The sequence below is a fragment of the Fibrella forsythiae genome (assembly GCF_017353175.1).
GTDB lineage: Bacteria > Bacteroidota > Bacteroidia > Cytophagales > Spirosomataceae > Fibrella > Fibrella forsythiae.
The window spans coordinates 68739-84867 of sequence record NZ_JAFMYW010000003.1 but is presented as its reverse complement, the minus strand read 5'-3'; the positions used below and the strand labels follow the sequence as shown (position 1 = coordinate 84867).

At 49.8% G+C, this 16129-nt stretch carries 13 protein-coding genes; 9 read left to right on the top strand and 4 right to left on the bottom strand.

Going from position 1 to position 16129, the window contains the following annotated elements:
• Window positions 1-503: 503 nt before the first annotated feature.
• From J2I46_RS11740 to J2I46_RS11725, 4 genes are all read left to right on the top strand, one after another.
• Window positions 504-2027, top strand: coding sequence for a capsule assembly Wzi family protein (locus J2I46_RS11740; protein WP_207329234.1), 1524 nt, complete (start codon window positions 504-506; stop codon window positions 2025-2027).
• Window positions 2028-2179: 152 nt separating this feature from the next.
• A complete protein-coding gene (locus tag J2I46_RS11735; protein WP_207329233.1) occupies window positions 2180-3559 on the top strand; it encodes a sugar transferase in 1380 nt (459 codons plus the stop codon).
• A gap of 219 nt (window positions 3560-3778) precedes the next feature.
• Window positions 3779-4978 (top strand): serine hydrolase domain-containing protein, encoded by a 1200-nt coding sequence (locus J2I46_RS11730; RefSeq protein WP_510186068.1) that lies wholly within the window; start codon window positions 3779-3781, stop codon window positions 4976-4978.
• 36 nt (window positions 4979-5014) lie between these two features.
• Window positions 5015-5968, top strand: coding sequence for an alpha/beta hydrolase (locus J2I46_RS11725; RefSeq protein ID WP_374758085.1), 954 nt, complete (start codon window positions 5015-5017; stop codon window positions 5966-5968).
• Window positions 5969-6030: 62 nt separating this feature from the next.
• On the opposite strand, the gene J2I46_RS11720 is transcribed toward J2I46_RS11725, so the two are convergent.
• Both J2I46_RS11720 and J2I46_RS11715 read right to left on the bottom strand, forming a co-directional pair.
• Window positions 6031-6933 (bottom strand): prohibitin family protein, encoded by a 903-nt coding sequence (locus J2I46_RS11720; RefSeq protein WP_207329231.1) that lies wholly within the window; start codon window positions 6931-6933, stop codon window positions 6031-6033.
• 228 nt (window positions 6934-7161) lie between these two features.
• Window positions 7162-7593 carry a DUF1573 domain-containing protein gene (locus J2I46_RS11715; RefSeq protein WP_207329230.1) on the bottom strand — a complete coding sequence of 144 codons (432 nt, stop codon included), beginning with the start codon at window positions 7591-7593 and terminating at the stop codon, window positions 7162-7164.
• A gap of 309 nt (window positions 7594-7902) precedes the next feature.
• Between J2I46_RS11715 and J2I46_RS11710 the strand changes: the two genes are divergently transcribed.
• From J2I46_RS11710 to J2I46_RS11690, 5 genes are all read left to right on the top strand, one after another.
• A complete protein-coding gene (locus tag J2I46_RS11710; RefSeq protein ID WP_207329229.1) occupies window positions 7903-10311 on the top strand; it encodes an alpha-ketoacid dehydrogenase subunit alpha/beta in 2409 nt (802 codons plus the stop codon).
• Window positions 10312-10419: 108 nt separating this feature from the next.
• Entirely contained in the window at window positions 10420-11931 is a 1512-nt protein-coding gene (locus J2I46_RS11705; protein WP_207329228.1) for a 4Fe-4S dicluster domain-containing protein, read from the top strand.
• A gap of 26 nt (window positions 11932-11957) precedes the next feature.
• Complete coding sequence (locus J2I46_RS11700; RefSeq protein ID WP_207329227.1) at window positions 11958-12488, top strand: NADH-quinone oxidoreductase subunit J family protein; 531 nt, start codon at window positions 11958-11960, stop codon at window positions 12486-12488.
• A gap of 67 nt (window positions 12489-12555) precedes the next feature.
• A complete protein-coding gene (nuoK, locus tag J2I46_RS11695; RefSeq protein ID WP_207329226.1) occupies window positions 12556-12867 on the top strand; it encodes an NADH-quinone oxidoreductase subunit NuoK in 312 nt (103 codons plus the stop codon).
• The gene (locus J2I46_RS11690; protein ID WP_207329225.1) at window positions 12864-13478 is read left to right on the top strand and encodes a 2OG-Fe(II) oxygenase; all 615 of its coding nucleotides are present in this window, start codon (window positions 12864-12866) and stop codon (window positions 13476-13478) included. The genes nuoK and J2I46_RS11690 overlap by 4 nt, the downstream gene beginning before the upstream one ends.
• Window positions 13479-13543: 65 nt before the next feature.
• Here the strand turns inward: J2I46_RS11690 and J2I46_RS11685 are convergent, their stop codons facing one another.
• A complete protein-coding gene (locus J2I46_RS11685) occupies window positions 13544-14713 on the bottom strand; it encodes a PSP1 domain-containing protein (protein WP_207329224.1) in 1170 nt (389 codons plus the stop codon).
• A gap of 121 nt (window positions 14714-14834) precedes the next feature.
• A complete protein-coding gene (purD, locus tag J2I46_RS11680) occupies window positions 14835-16118 on the bottom strand; it encodes a phosphoribosylamine--glycine ligase (protein ID WP_207329223.1) in 1284 nt (427 codons plus the stop codon).
• Between the last annotated feature and the right edge of the window lie 11 nt (window positions 16119-16129).

Here is a 16129-nt window from a genome sequence, read left to right as displayed (position 1 = left end):
TATAGCGCCATCTAGTTCCTAACTGGTAAGCCTATAGCTACAGTACTAATTTGAGCAAGCTTAGTTGTCCTAAGTAGTGATTTGATTAACAAATCCGTAATATCGATATTACTGCAAAAGTATAACAATCCTGCCAATCGCCGACTCATATATTAAACAGCGGTTTGATATATGCTTATCGAATCCGTGTTGTTGGCAGAATTTAGCATCTGGTTGCGAATTATCCAAGTTCTTCCTGTGCCCTTGTAAAGCGCTCAACGAAATCTCTTTGACCGCAGAGGCTATCCTGATAACTTCGCGACCTACTTTCCCCTGCCTAGATTCTCTATACGAATTTGTTGAAATATGCCGTTGAGGACTAAAATGTCCTCAAAATGCGTTTTTTTAATTGCAACCGAATTGGTAGCTGCTACTTTTAGTGCCTTGTTGCGCTTCTATTATCGAAGGTAACACTCTAGTAAACTACCTTCCAATCCGGATACAATCATAATTGGCCTCTTCTAGTGAAACAATACTCCTTTATAAATCTGATATTCTTTGTAATTACTACGCCGCTCTCTGCGCAGTCACCTGCTTTAAGAACACCCAATTATTATCATTCAGAAGCAGGAGCTATCCTTTCTACTTCATCTAAAACACCCTATTGGTTACGGACAAATCAATATGGCTCTGTTCCTTACAATGCGCCCTCTGCTACTATTAAAATTGGATTTTTATCTGATTATGACACGACTAGGCACAAATTTGACATAGCTTATGGAGCTGATTTGATCGTTAATGGATCAACTAATGTTGATTTCTCACCAACCCAAGTTGTCTTACTTCAGCAGGCATACATTAAAGCTAAACTAGGTATCCTAGAAGCGTATGTGGGGCGTCGGCGCGAGGTGTTCGGCTTAGACGATACACTACTTACATCAGGCTCTTACAGTTGGTCAGGTAATGCCTTGCCTGTACCAAAAATTCAGATTGGCATTCCTCGTTATACGCCTATAGGCTTTACTAAAGGTTGGGTGTCGGTTATGGGAACTTTTGCGCATGGCTGGTTAGGAGGAACATATGTTCAGCATGCATTTTTACACCAGAAATCACTGTTTTTTCGGATTGGTAAAGTTCAAAATACATTTCGTGCATACGGAGGGGTTAATCATGATGTCGTTTGGGGAGGGGTTAGTCCTGAACTGGTTGGTACGGGCATTGTTACATCTGAACGTCTTCCTGCCAGCTTCCGCGATTACCTGTTAGTTGTGTCAGGTCTAAGAACAGGAAGTCAAACAATCATTCCGATCAGTAACGACCTGACCGACTTTGATATTACAAACCGCATTGGTAATCATCTGGGATCGATTGATATAGCTTTAGAGGTCGATTTACGTAGGCACTCGCTATTTATATATAGGCAAAACCCTTTTGATTCTGGGGCATTATTTTATTTAACTAGTATTGCTGATGGCCTAAACGGTATTCGACTTCGGAATCACGCCCCTAATGCACTTTTCCAAAATATTCTCTTCGAATTTTTGAACACCACAAGTCAGGGTGGCCCAGAGTTTATTCTTGAAGATCCCCAGCGGAGAGGGAAAGTGAATTATTTTAATAATGCTCAGTTCCGTGATGGATGGGCTTATCAACGGCAAACTATTGGTACGCCCTTTATAACTCCTAATTATGATGTTAACGGACGCACGTCATTCAATGGATATACCATCAATAATCGGATATATGCCTGGCACTTAGGTGCTTCAGGTACATTACCTAATCATGCCCGTTGGTTAAAACAACGGCCCTCTTATCTGGCAAAGCTATCATTAAGTAGGAATTTAGGTACCTACGACACTCCTTATCCTCAACCGCTTACTCAGTTTTCTATGTTAGTACAAGTATCTGCTGTCGTTCAATCACAAGGAAGTATAGGGTCATTGTTGGATGGAACAGAATTAATAGGAAAGTTGGCCATTGACGCTGGAGGGCTATATCCATCAGCTACCGGATTTTATCTAGGTATTCGTCGTAGCTGGCAAAAATAGGACATTTCAAATAGGTAATGCATATTTGCGCGACCATCTCTAAGATCTACGTCCTATATTTGTGGGTATGAGAATGAGCCATTGCCTAACAAGGTTTCGTCTTATTAATTTCTGAGTCGTACCTTATATTGATTAATTAGCCGCCTACTATTATGAGGCATCGTTACTCCGTTCTCCTTTTCCCTTTACACGTCTTCTTTGACTTCGTGTGTCTGAATGCATCTTTTGCTGGGGCATACTGGTTGAAATTTGGTGACTTAGCAAGCATTGCCCAGCCCCCTTACCAGTCATTATGGATTGCCTTTAATGTTGTGTGGGCTACGATCATTCTACTTACCAGGCCTTACATATTCCCTCGGCAGCTTTTCAAGGCAATTCCACTACTTAAAAAACTAGTTTATTTGACCGCACTTCATGCGGCTGTTATCGCCATATTCTGGCTGTTCGTAAAAGGGGTTTATTTTTCCCGGGGCCAACTAGCCTATACCTATATCCTGTTCTTGCTAGCTGGCGGTTTATTCAGGCTCGGCGGCCTATTGTTTTTGCAGGAATACCGCGCCCGGGGCTATAACAACCGTAGATTCATTGTGGTTGGCTACGGTAAACTAGCAAAAACTATCACTGACTTTTATAAAGTTCACCCTGAAATGGGCTTCCGGTTTCAGGGATATTTCGACTGGCCAACCGAGGAGAATAAAGACGCGCTGGCAGGGTCCTATACAGACCTGTCTAAATTCGTACGTCGTGAAGAAATCGACTGTGTATACTGCTGTTTACCATATATTGATAATACCCAGTTGAAGGGAATTATTGACCAATCTGACCTGCTCGACTTTCAGGTTAAACTGTTGGTAGACTTTAGAGGCTTCCTGACTAAAGGTGCTTCTGTTGAATACCATGATTTCTTGCCCGTTCTCAACCTCTCTTCGCAGGATCTCGATGATTTCCGGGTGGCTTTTCTGAAACGCGCGTTCGACGTTGCTTTTTCGTTGTGCGTTTTGCTGGCAGGGGCACCAATCTTCGCTTTGGTAGCTCTGATTACCCGCTTTACTTCTGCTGGCCCCATTTTTTATATGCAGGAGCGCATTGGTCACCGTGGTAAACCATTTATGATCTATAAATTTCGGAGTATGTACGTTGATGCTGAAAAAGCGGGTCCATCTCTGTCGCAAGGTCATATCGATAACCGCATCACGCCCTGGGGCCGGGTTATGCGACAAACCCGTATCGATGAATTACCGCAATTCCTCAATGTGCTATTTGGCAGTATGTCTGTAGTGGGCCCACGGCCTGAACGGCAGTACTTTATTGATAAGATAACCGAGATCGCTCCTGAATACACGGAGCTTCTTAAAGTTAAGCCGGGTATTACTTCAATTGGCCAAATCCGCTTCGGATACGCAGCCAACGTCGACGAAATGGTTGAGCGATTACGCTTCGATCTACTCTATCCCAAACGGCGCTCTTTACTTCTGGATCTCTGGATTATTGCCCATACACTACGTGTGATGGCGCAGGGAAGGGGCCGCTAAATCAGCTTTAAGCAATTTTTAACGCTATTTTATAATGATCAGGCGTTGAATGCCTGTGTTGGCTCCGTTATTTTTACAACTTCGCCGACTAATAAAGATGTTAGTCTATTCCTTTTCTGTTGTAGCTAGTTAGGTAACCGCTTTGTGCGACTGGGTTCTGTGCTGATGAGATTGATGGTGTGCCGCCGGGTGTTAAGGGCCCCTATTTTATTACTCCTTGTGTTTGGGATTTCCTGCGGACAATCTGCCCAGTACAAGGCCAATCAGTCAGCGGCTGACCTTCGCAACTGCGCTGAAGAGCAAGTTCTGTCGCCAGCAGAAGAAGCCAATTTACGGTCGGCAATAGGGGCAGATCGGAAGACACAGCAAATTGAAGCTATTATACAACAGAAAGTACGTGGCGGTCTGAATGGCAATGTACTGGTAGCACAGAAAGGTCTCGTCCTTTACAAACATTGCTTCGGGCTAGCTCACTTTGAAAAAGATTCGCGCGATTCACTCGTCGAGCAATCGAAGTTTCAACTGGCCTCTTTGTCTAAGACATTTACGGCAATAGCTGTTTTAAAATTGCAGGAATCAGGCAAATTAGCCTACACTGACTCTATTCAACGCTTTTTCCCCGACTTCCCCTACCACGGCATTACAATACGCGATCTGCTTAGTCATCGGAGCGGATTGCCCAATTACGTGTATTCCTTCGACGATAGTATGAAGGTGAACTACTACCGTAAAAATCCGAAGCTTCCTACCAATGCAGATATCATGCACTGGTTCGCTACAGTAAAGCCAACGCCCAAAAAATACAACGTACCCGGACGAGGATTCGCCTATAACAATACCAATTATATGGTGCTGGCAGCTATTGTGGAAAAAGTAACCAAGCTGCCCTTCGACGATTATCTCCGCAAGGCCATATTTCTCCCTTTAGGGATGCACAATACGTATGTGGCTACCACAAAAAATGATTCGATCAATCTCTTCCGAACGGCAGGATACCAGATGCATCGACGCATTCCGAAAGACTATTTTGATGACGTAGTGGGCGATAAAGGCGTTTATTCAACCATTGGTGATCTTTTCCGGTGGTATCGTGCGCTGAATGGTGACTGCCTGTTATCTCGCAAGGCGCTGGCCGAGGCATTTGTCCCCCGTAGCTTTGAGCGGAAAGGGCAGCGTAATTACGGATATGGATTCCGTATGCAGTTAGATGCCTTGAACCAACCCGAGTTTATCTACCATACTGGCTGGTGGAAAGGCTATAATACCATGTTCTGGTTTAGCCCAAAAGATGAATACGTGATCATTATTCTTGGTAACCGCTTAAACTCCACCGTGTATCGCGTTCAGGAGCTAATCGATATACTTCATGGCAGCCCCAAGAAGGGCGTTGACGACGTGAATGGAGAGGTAGAGATTTAGCAGACAGGGCTTTGTTCATCAACGAAGCCCTTTTCTATGAATCTGTCTACCATTCCCCGGCTGCTTGTAGCCTGCTTTCTTTCTGTCTCCGCTATGGCTCAGGCAACGCCCCCTCAGGAAGTTATTCCCCTCTGGCCAGCTAATGCGATTCCAAACGAGCTTGCAAGTGCCAGATCGACAACCATCACAGAGAAGACCACGACTGATGGCGGAATACTGCGTATCAGTGATGTATTGACGCCAACTTTAACGGTATATCCAGCTAAGGCAAAGTCTGCCGGTATGCCTGCCGGAGCCGCAGTAATGATTTGCCCGGGAGGGGGCTATTCCATTCTGGCAGCAGAACACGAAGGGTCAGATATAGCCAGGTGGTTTGCCGATCGGGGCGTGACGGCTTTCGTCTTGAAATACCGGCTCCCTGACCCACGACTGCAGCAAACGCCTCACGAAGTACCTCTCTCGGACGCGATGCAGGGCATGCGCATTATTCGCCAACTAGCAGCTAAATATAGTATCAACCCAGATCGGATTGGTGTGATGGGCTTCTCGGCGGGTGGGCATCTGGCCGCTACTCTATCAACACATTACGATAAGGGAGCCAAAGCCGATCAGATGGCGAAGCCAAACTTCTCTATCTTGATGTATCCGGTTATCACCTTTGGCGATAAAGCCCATGCGGGTTCTCGCACAAAACTGCTGGGTACGTTGGCTACAGACCCCACCTGGGTTGATTACTACTCCAACGAAAAACAGGTGTCGGCCAATACCCCGCCAACGTTTCTTGTTCACTCGATGAATGATAAGACGGTGCCAGTAGAAAACAGTATTAACTACTACCTGGCCTGTCTGCAACAGAAAGTTATAGCTGAAATGCACCTATACCCTACTGGTGGCCACGGATTCGCACTACGAACAAAATCTGGTGAATCAGTAGCGAACTGGCCAACAGCACTGGAAGGCTGGATGAAGCAGTTGGTAATGGGTAACTAGTTAATTGGTTAATTGGGTGATTAGTTGATACCTATCAGGACTTACCCTAATCAACCAATCAACTAGTTATTGAGCAGCATAGGTACGTTGCCACGGCCGTTCATAATCACGATTTTGGCGTTTGGCGAAGCTGCCAATTCCTTCTGTGCCTTAATCTGCTCGTACTGCAACTGTTTGTCGCTCAGCCCCGTCGACAGGATTTTCTGGTAATCGGCAATACCTTGTGCCTCAACGCGTTTACGTTCAGCCTCCTGCTTTTCTTTCTGTAGCACGAACTGCATCTTCTGGGCCTCCTGCTCAGCACTGATTTTCGACTCGATGGTCAGTTTTACTGAATTAGGCAAGTTGATCTTTCTGATCAACAGTTGTTCCAACAGCAGGCCGCGTTTCCTGAAATCAGTTTCGATACTCTTGTAAATGCGATTCTGGAACTCATCCCGCCTTGATGAATAGAGCGCTACAGCATCGTAATAAACCGCATTGTCACGAATACGGGTACGTGTTACGGGCCTGACGATCTTATCATTATAGTCGGTGCCGATCTGCCGGTAAATCATGGGGGCATCCGCCGGGATCAGCCTATACAATACGGTCAGGTCAACAACTACTTCCAGGCCGTCGGCCGTAAGCACACGAATGGCATCATCGCCTTTCTTCTCGCCTTCGTCCGTATCCGCCGACATGGTGTAGTTCTGGGTCTTTACGTCAAATTCAGTTACCGAAGCGAATGGATTTACGAAGTTCAGACCAGGCATGAGCACGGTGTCAGTCACTTTACCGAAGAGCGATACAATACCGACCTGACCGGCGTCTATCTGGCGAATACTGGCGGTCAGTGCGCCAAGCAGGATCAGGACGATACCAACTACCTTAATGGGGCGCGCGAAATGGGCAAAAGAGAGAGAAGGCGTATTGATGGCAAAGCCGGCGATGAGCAGCGCGATACCAATAACGATAAAAAACATGGTTCCTTAGTGGTTAAGACTGCCTCAAACGTAGTCAATTTCAGCGCCTTACCAACTACTCAGGGAAGAACGGAAGCGGGCATATGGAATCGGTTACCGGGTATGACAAACAAAAAAGCACCCGGTACACTACCGGATGCTTTTCAGGTACTACTTGATCAATTAACCCTTCAGTAAAAGAGGTTAAACGTCATAAGTACTCCGCTTCTGCGGGCTTACGACTGCTACTTACTTAGTGCCTTTTTTCTTACTGGCAGGTGCAGCCTGTGCGGCAGCTTCAGCAGCTTCTTTCGATACTACTTCACCTTTCAGTGTCAGGTAAACCGTTGACGTTTTGGCGTTGCTGGTAACAGTGACCGTTTTGTTGAACGGACCCATGCCGGCAGCATTGAACGTAGCAGACACGCTACCAGTCTGACCCGGAGCAACGGGCTCTTTCGACCATGATGGCTTCGTGCAACCACAAGAGGCAGTAGCATCAGTAACCATGATAGGTGAAGTACCTGTATTCTTGAATGAGAATACGTACGTTACAGGCTTACCTTGCTCAATTTTACCAAAGTCATGGGCTTCTTTAGCAAACGTAGCTACCCCGTCCTGGGCGAAGCTAACACTGACAAAGGCAAAAAGAGCTACGAAAAGTGATAATGCGGTTTTCATTGCTTAATCAGATATTGGTTTGGTTGTCTTGTATATTCAGATGCTAAAACAAATATACCACAAACGCTTTGCCAAAGACTGTTTGGTAGTTGTGGTTTCAACAAAGAAATCGAAAAAATCGTTTTTTTGATCGGTGGGTTCCTTTGCTGTACTTTTACTTCGTAAGGCATTTTCAGCCCCTACGCTGGCATTACGTTAGAGTTGCCAGCACAGAGAAGGTTTAATGGCCTGCCAATTTTTTCTATCCGCCACCAAGTCAATAGACCACTTCATCGTTCAAAATTTTGACCATTAACCCGTGCCCACGCTGTGATTGCAAATGAATCCCTTCGCACAACGGACGCTCTGACCCGGGATATCATCCTGGCCGATTACCGAATAGCCTGTGAGAGCCGACAGGTAAGCCTGCTGGGCCGAAAGGACGTGATGGGTGGTCGGGCGAAGTTCGGCATTTTCGGTGATGGTAAAGAGTTAGCACAGCTAGCAGCAGCCCGCGCGTTCAAACGAGGCGATTTTCGGTCTGGCTATTACCGCGACCAAACGTTCGTGGCGGCCCTCGGCGAATTACGCTGGCCCGAATTTTTCGCTCAACTATACGCCCATACTGACCTGGCCCACGACCCCAACACGGCGGGCCGATCAATGAACGGGCATTTTGCCACCCGCTGGCTCGACGGGCAGGGCCATTGGCGCAATCAAACAGAGCTATACAATTCAGCCTGCGACATTGCCCCAACGGCAGGCCAGATCCCGCGCTCGGTTGGGCTTGCCTACGCCTCGAAGCTGTATCGCAACAACCCTGAACTAGCCAACATTCCGCAGTTCTCTCGTCAGGGTAACGAAATCACGTTTGCCACAATTGGCGATGCCTCCACCTCACAGGGGATGTTCTGGGAAACGATCAACGCCGCAGGCGTACTGCAAGTGCCGCTGCTAGTGTCTGTCTGGGACGATGGTTACGGTATTTCAGTACCCGTTGACCTACAAACCACGAAAGGTAGTATATCAAAAGCACTGGCCGGTTTTCAGCGCGACGAGCACGATAAAGGTTTTGCCATTTTTACGGTTAAAGGCTGGGACTATGCCGCGCTGGTAGAAACGTACGAAAAAGCCGCTCACATCTGCCGTACCGAACACGTACCTGTGCTGGTGCACGTGCAGGAGCTAACGCAACCGCAGGGCCATTCCAGTTCTGGTTCGCACGAACGCTATAAGCCTATCGAACGGCTGGCCTGGGAGCGTGAACACGATTGCAACCTACAGTTCAGGAACTGGATTCTGGCCAGCGATATTGCCACAGCAGATGAACTGACCGCGCTGGAAAAAGAAGCACTGGCTGTTGCCCGCGAATCCCGTAATGCTGCCTGGAAAGCATATCAGAAATCGATGGCAGGCGATCAGGCCGATGTGCTGGATCTACTTCAGCAGGCAGCACGGAATCACCCGAAATCGGCTGATATAATGGGCATCCGGATGGAGTTGCAACAAGCCGTAACGCCGTTGTTCCGCGATTCGGTGTCGGCTGTTCGGCGCGTGCTACGCCTGCTTCGGAATGATAAGGGCCAGAGCAAACAGGCATTGGCACGCTGGCTGGCCAGCGTAACGGAACAGCATGAAGATCGCTTCAACTCCCATCTCTACAGCCAGTCAGATGAATCGCCGCTACGCGTAACGCCCGTACCAGCACAATATTCAGACGAAAGTCCGATGCTCGATGGTTATCTGATTATGCAGCGTTACTTCGACAGTCTGTTTGGCCGTGAGCCCCGGGCTGTGGCTATCGGCGAAGACGTTGGCCACATCGGTGATGTGAATCAGGGCTTTGCCGGTCTTCAGGAAAAATATGGCCATCTGCGCATTACCGATACCGGTATTCGGGAAACAACCATTATTGGGCAGGGTATTGGCCTGGCGATGCGCGGCCTCCGGCCGATTGTTGAAATCCAGTACTTCGATTATATTTTCTACGCCCTCGCTACCCTGACCGACGATCTGGCCACGCTCCAGTACCGTACTAAAGGCGGGCAGAAAGCGCCGGTCATCATTCGTACGCGTGGGCATCGGCTGGAAGGCATCTGGCACTCTGGCTCGCCTATGGGCGCGATGCTTAATAGCCTGCGCGGCATTCATGTATTGGTGCCACGTAACATGGTACAGGCGGCGGGCTTTTATAACACACTGATCAAAAGCGACGATCCGGCTCTACTGGTCGAATGCCTGAATGGCTATCGGTTGAAAGAACGACTTCCCGACAATATCGCCGAGTTCTGCCTGCCGTTGGGGTCGCCCGATATTCTGCAGGAAGGTACTGACATCACGGTTGTTACCTATGGCTCGATGTGCCGGATTGTGATGGATGCTGCCGCTCAATTGGCAGAAACCGGTGTCTCGGTTGAGGTTATTGATGTGCAGACGCTCCTGCCTTTTGATCTGACAGGTACCATTGTGGAGTCGCTGAAGAAGACGAGCCGGGTGTTGTTTGCCGATGAAGATTTTCCGGGTGGTGCATCGGCCTACATGATGCAGCAGGTACTCGATCAGCAGAACGGTTACCGCTACCTTGATTCGGCACCCCGTACCCTTACGGCCAAAGCCCACCGCCCGCCTTACGGTTCCGACGGTGATTATTTTTCGAAACCATCAATCGACGATGTGTTCGAAGCCGTTTACGCATTGATGCACGAAGCCGAACCAAACCGGTTTCCAGCCTTGTATTAATGAGTAGATGCGCGAATGAGTGACTGTGAGAATATTTGGCGGTATACATAACGATTCCACATCAAGACATTCGCACAGTCACTCATTCGCATATCCACTCATTGAATCATGTCTTACTTCTCAGATATAAGCGACGGAATACGCACTACGTTGAAGGGACTGAGCTTAACGGTTCGTCACCTACGTAATGCTACGCATCGCCGCGAGTCGATGGGGATTGCCGATGACCGTTATTTCGACCTGAAAGACGGTCTGGTAACACTGCAATACCCGCACGAGCAACTGCCTATTCCCGACAATGGACGCTATCGGCTGCACAACGAGATTGATGATTGCATTGTCTGCGATAAATGCGCTAAAGTCTGCCCCGTAGACTGTATCACCATCGACCCGATTAAGGCTACTGAAGAAGTAGGCCGCGCCTCCGACGGTTCGCCTATTCGCCTCTACGCCGCCCAGTTCGATATCGACATGGCCAAGTGCTGTTACTGCGGTTTGTGTACCGTGGTCTGCCCCACCGAGTGCCTGACGATGGAAAAGAAGTTCGATTACAGCACGTTCGAGCTGGGAAACCTGACCTACGAGTTTGCCAACTTAACGCCTGAACAAGCCACCGAAAAGCGGGAACTGTATGAGCAGTTTGTTCGGGAAAAAGAGGATGCTAAACGGCTTAAACAGGAAGAAATCGTAGCTAAGGCGACACCGGCTACCGCCCAGGCGCCAGCCGTTGACCAACCCACAAAACCAAAACCAGCGTTTAGGCCGGGCATGAAACCGGCCGCCAAACCGGCAGAATCAGCTGCGCCAAAAGCGGATAACCCCGCCGAGACGGAACAAATTGTCCTTGTGCCAACAAAACCGGACGTACCTACAGAATCGGCCGATTCGAGCAACGTACCTGAGGCTACTGTACCTTCTGCTCCACCTAAACCGCGTCCGGTTTTCAGACCTGGCATGAAGCCCGCCGCCAAAGCAGAGGTACCGGCGCGACCCACCGAGTTGGGCAATTCTACGGAGGGTAACCAGTTACACCCACTAACAGACCCGGCACCCGACGAAGCAGAAGCGATTGCGATGGTTGGCGTTGCCGAAAAACCACACGTCACCGAACCCTTAACAACCGAAGAAAAGAACGTACCTGACGCTGAATTACCTCAGCCGGTTTCTCCGAAAAAGACAGCTCCGTTCCGGCCTACGATGAAACCAGCGGCTACGTCGGCACCAGTATCACCTGCTCTACCGGTTGATGAGTCAGTTACGGCGCCGGAACCAACTGCGCCAAAGCCCAAGCCTGCCTTCAAGCCGACGATGAAACCCACGGCGCAAAAGCCTGTAACTGACAGCGAACCGACCGTTGAACCAACGACAGACAAGAGCGCTCCAACTGCTGTTACAGCGCCAGCAGAAGCCGCGCCAGCGAAACCTAAGCCAGCGTTCAGGCCAACAATGAAGCCTGCTTCCCCTAAACCGGCCAGTCCAGAAGACGCTTCAGGTACGTTGAGCACGTCAGGTACGTCTGAGACACCAGCCAGTGAGCCGTCTGACAGTGTAGAAGCAGCGCCACCGGCGAAGCCAAAACCCGCGTTCCGGCCTACGATGAAACCTAAATCATCAGATTAATCCAGCTCTTTAATTCATTGCATCTTTTGATTCAGATCGCCTTCTTTTCGTTTGTTGCCCTAACGCTGGCGAGTGCTGTCGGGCTACTGCTTACCCGAAATGTCCTGTACGCCGCCTACCTGCTGTTGCTGACGCTGCTGGGCGTGGCGGCGCTGTTTGTATTCGCCGGAGCCGACTTTCTGGCCGTTTCGCAGTTGGTCGTTTATGTGGGCGGTGTACTGGTGTTGGTTCTATTTGGCGTGATGCTGACAAATAAGCCTGCCTCAGCCATACCTGACAGTACGCCCGTAAGCGAGCGGTCAAACCGAATTCTGACTGAGAACCGACGTCCCTGGATAGCCGTATTGCTGGCCGGTGGCCTATTTTGGGGGCTCAGCCGTCTGCTCATCAACGCACATTTCGTAGTCTTCGACCGGCCCGTTTCCACAACGTCAACAACGATCGACGTCATTGGTAAACAGCTCATGACCGAATACGTATTACCCTTCGAGATTATCAGTATCCTGCTACTTGTAGCTTTGGTAGGCGCAGGCTATCTGGCAAAACATAAACAATGAACAGTTATCAGTAGCTCCGCTCGGGTACGTTGATTAGCGGAGCCATTGATAACTGTCAACTGACAACATGGAACCTCAATCATCTGGTATTCTTCTTTTGGTAGCCGCAGCGCTGTTTAGCATCGGATTGGCCGTTGTGCTTACTAAACGCCACGCGGTGGTCGTGCTAATGGGTATCGAACTGATGCTTAATGCCGTGAATCTGAATCTGGTTGCTTTTAGCCAGTACGACCCAGACCGGTTACAGGGGCAGTTGTTTAGCCTGTTCGTCATTGTTGTGGCTGCTGCCGAAGCCGCTGTGGCATTGTCTATGATCATTCAGGTGTACCGCCATTTCCGGACGGTGCGTCTCGATGAGCTCACTGATTTACAACAATGATCGATACCGAACCATTATTCGAGTCGTTGATCGATGGTATTCTGGACACAGGATACGGCGTGGTTGATTCGTTTCTTTCGCCCGATGAAGTGATTGCTTTACGAAGTCAGTTGCAGAAACGGCAGGCGGCGGGGCAGTTTCGCGAAGCAGGTATCGGCAGTGGACAAGCGGCGGTTGAGAAAGCCATTCGCGGCGATGAAATCTTGTGGCTCGATACGGCTACGGCTACACCCGAAGAAGCAGCCTTTCTGGAGCGGATCGATCAGTTTATTGGGTACGTTAACCGAACCTGCTACCTCGGCCTCCGCGACAGTGAACTGCATTACGCCCGCTACCCCGTAGGTACGTTCTACAAGCGCCACCTCGACCGGTTCCGCGCTGATTCGAGACGCAGGCTCTCGATGATTTGCTATCTCAATGATAACTGGCAACCTACCGATGGCGGGCAGTTGGCGGTATATTTGCCTCAGGCAGAGGGTGGCGAACAAACTACGCTTATCGATCCCATTGGCGGTCGTTTGGTCTGTTTCGATAGTGGTCTGCTGGAACATGAAGTGCTGCCCGCCACCCGCGACCGGCTAAGTATCACCGGCTGGCTCCGAACTGCTTAATCATAAAAAATGCCCTTGTTGATAAGACAGGGGCATTTTATCAGTAACTACGCTGGTTTGGCTTGTCAGCGTTTTTTCTTCTTTTTATTTCCACTACCACCACCGCCACGAATTGCGTATTTCTTATCGAGTTGCGTAAGGTCGGCGTTGAGGGCGGCGAGGGGAACCACTTCTTTCTCGCCGACGGGCGTGAGCACATCGAACGACTCGGGAATGACGCCTTGCTTGTTCAGCGCTACGATCTCGATTACCCGTTTGATCGGCAACGGATGCCAGGTGCTTTCTGAACTGTAGCCGAACCACATGATCTTGCGGAAGATGTCTGTCTTCTGTAAAAACGCACGGCCTTTCTGCGTTTCCAGCGGCTTTTCTACCGTTGGAATATCGCGAAGAGCGTCTACATACGTATCGAGTTCATAATTCAGACAGCACTTCAACCGGCCACATTGACCTGATAATTTCGCGGGATTGAGCGACAGATTCTGATACCGTGCCGCCGAGGTAGTGATGTTCTTAAAATCGGTAAGCCAGGTAGAACAGCACAGTTCGCGGCCACACGAGCCGATACCGCCAATCCGCCCCGCTTCTTGCCGTAAGCTTATTTGCCGCATCTCGACGCGCACCTTGAACTCACCCGCCAGCATCTTGATCAGCTCCCGGAAATCGACGCGTTCTTCTGACGAGTAATAAAACGTCGCCTTCGTGTTGTCAGACTGGAATTCCACGTCCGACAGTTTCATGTGCAGCTTCAGTTCACGCACGATCTCACGGGCCCTGTACAGGCTTGGCAAATCGCGCAGAACGGCCTGTTGGTGCTTTTCCAGATCGCGGGCCGTGGCCAGGCGGTGAATTGCCTTCGTGTCGTCGTTGATCTGAACGTGCTTCCGTTTCAGTTGCAGGCGCACCAGGTCACCCTGCATCGACACGGCACCGAGGTGATAGCCCGATGTCATTTCGCAGACCACAAAATCGCCCGTTGTCAGGTCGAGGTTGTGGACATTCCGGTAATATTCTTTCCGGCCACCTTTAAATTTCACTTCAACGACCCCGTAGGCCGGACCGGCAATCGGCGACATATCGCTTAGCCAGTCGAATGAATTCAGTTTATTGCAGCCACCGGATGAGCAGCCCCCGCTCGAACAACCCGCCGTTTTGGTAGCCACTTCGGCCCCGCCACTATCCGTCGTTTTCGCTTTAGACCCACACCCGCCAACCGCACAGGATTGACATCCCATGGTTTTAGTTTACGAGAACGATTTGGGAGTTGGTATTTCGGATTTCGGATTGGGCTGACGCATGAGTATGCACTGGCGTAAGCAACAAATCCAAAATCCAAAATTCCCAATCCGAAATCACTTAGTCTTGGTACCGGAGTAAATCCAGCCCTATATCTTTTCGGAAATACTTTCCGTCATAACTCACCGCCCGGGCCGCTTCCTGCGATTTCCGAACGGCATTCTCGAGCGAGTTTGCCAGAGCCGTAATGGCCAGCACCCGCCCACCGTTGGTCACTACCGAACCATCGAGGTTGGTTGTTCCCGCGTGAAAAGCCGTCACATCGTCCAGCCGGTCGAGGTCGGTGATGGATTTACCCTTTTCGTATGCATTGGGGTATCCACCAGCCACCAGTACCGTTGTAACGGCCGTCTGCGGCGACACCTGCATCGTCACTTTGTCTAGCTCCCCGTCAGCGGTTGCCACCAGCAATTCAACCAGATCGGTCTGAATCCGAGGCAAGACTACTTCTGTTTCAGGGTCGCCCATGCGGGCGTTGTATTCAATGACGACGGGTTCACCTTTCACGTTCATCAGCCCGATAAAGATGAAGCCTTTGTAGACAATGCCTTCCTGTTGAAGGCCAGCCAGTGTTGGCTTCACAACGCGCTCTTCCACTTTTTGAAGAAACGCTTTATTCGCAAAAACAACCGGTGATACAGCACCCATCCCCCCCGTATTCGGGCCGGTATCACCTTCACCAATACGCTTGTAATCTTTGGCTTCGGGCAGAATTTTATAGTTCACCCCGTCTGTCAACACGAAAACGGACAGCTCGATTCCCCGCAAAAACTGCTCAATAACCACCCGATGACCCGCCTCGCCAAATCGGCCACCGAGCATTTCCCGCAGCGTGTCTTTCGCCTCCTGAACACTCTCGGCAATAATAACGCCCTTCCCGGCAGCCAACCCGTCGGCCTTCAATACAATAGGCAATGAATGGCTTTCCAGGTACGTTAGTCCCTCCTCGACGGTATCGCCGGTAAACGTCTGCGACGAGGCCGTGGGTACGTTGTACTGCGCCATGAACCGCTTCGAAAAATCTTTACTGCCTTCGAGTTGAGCACCCAGCGCATCGGGCCCCACGATGCGTAGCGAAGCCATGCCGGGCTGCTGGCGCAGGTAATCGACTACTCCCTTCACCAGCGGTTCTTCGGGGCCAACCAGTACCAGATCAATCTGGTGGGTACGTACCGCTTCGGCAATAGCGGGGAAATCAGAAAAGCCGAATGCCAGATTAGTTGCAATTTGAGCCGTACCAGCATTACCGGGGGCCACAAAGAGGCTGTCGCACAAAGGACTCTGGGTTAGTTTCCACGCAAAGGCATGTTCCCGCCCGCCAGAGCCAAGTATAAGTATATTCATTCTTTAAAAAC

Coding starts and splice junctions, on each gene's coding strand:
- J2I46_RS11735 (WP_207329233.1), top strand. CDS start 2,180: ATGAGGCATCGTTACTCCGTTCTCCTTTTCCCTTTACACGTCTTCTTT.
- J2I46_RS11725 (WP_374758085.1), top strand. CDS start 5,015: ATGAATCTGTCTACCATTCCCCGGCTGCTTGTAGCCTGCTTTCTTTCT.
- J2I46_RS11720 (WP_207329231.1), bottom strand. CDS start 6,933: ATGTTTTTTATCGTTATTGGTATCGCGCTGCTCATCGCCGGCTTTGCC.
- J2I46_RS11715 (WP_207329230.1), bottom strand. CDS start 7,593: ATGAAAACCGCATTATCACTTTTCGTAGCTCTTTTTGCCTTTGTCAGT.
- J2I46_RS11705 (WP_207329228.1), top strand. CDS start 10,420: ATGTCTTACTTCTCAGATATAAGCGACGGAATACGCACTACGTTGAAG.
- nuoK (WP_207329226.1), top strand. CDS start 12,556: ATGGAACCTCAATCATCTGGTATTCTTCTTTTGGTAGCCGCAGCGCTG.
- J2I46_RS11690 (WP_207329225.1), top strand. CDS start 12,864: ATGATCGATACCGAACCATTATTCGAGTCGTTGATCGATGGTATTCTG.
- J2I46_RS11685 (WP_207329224.1), bottom strand. CDS start 14,713: ATGGGATGTCAATCCTGTGCGGTTGGCGGGTGTGGGTCTAAAGCGAAA.
- purD (WP_207329223.1), bottom strand. CDS start 16,118: ATGAATATACTTATACTTGGCTCTGGCGGGCGGGAACATGCCTTTGCG.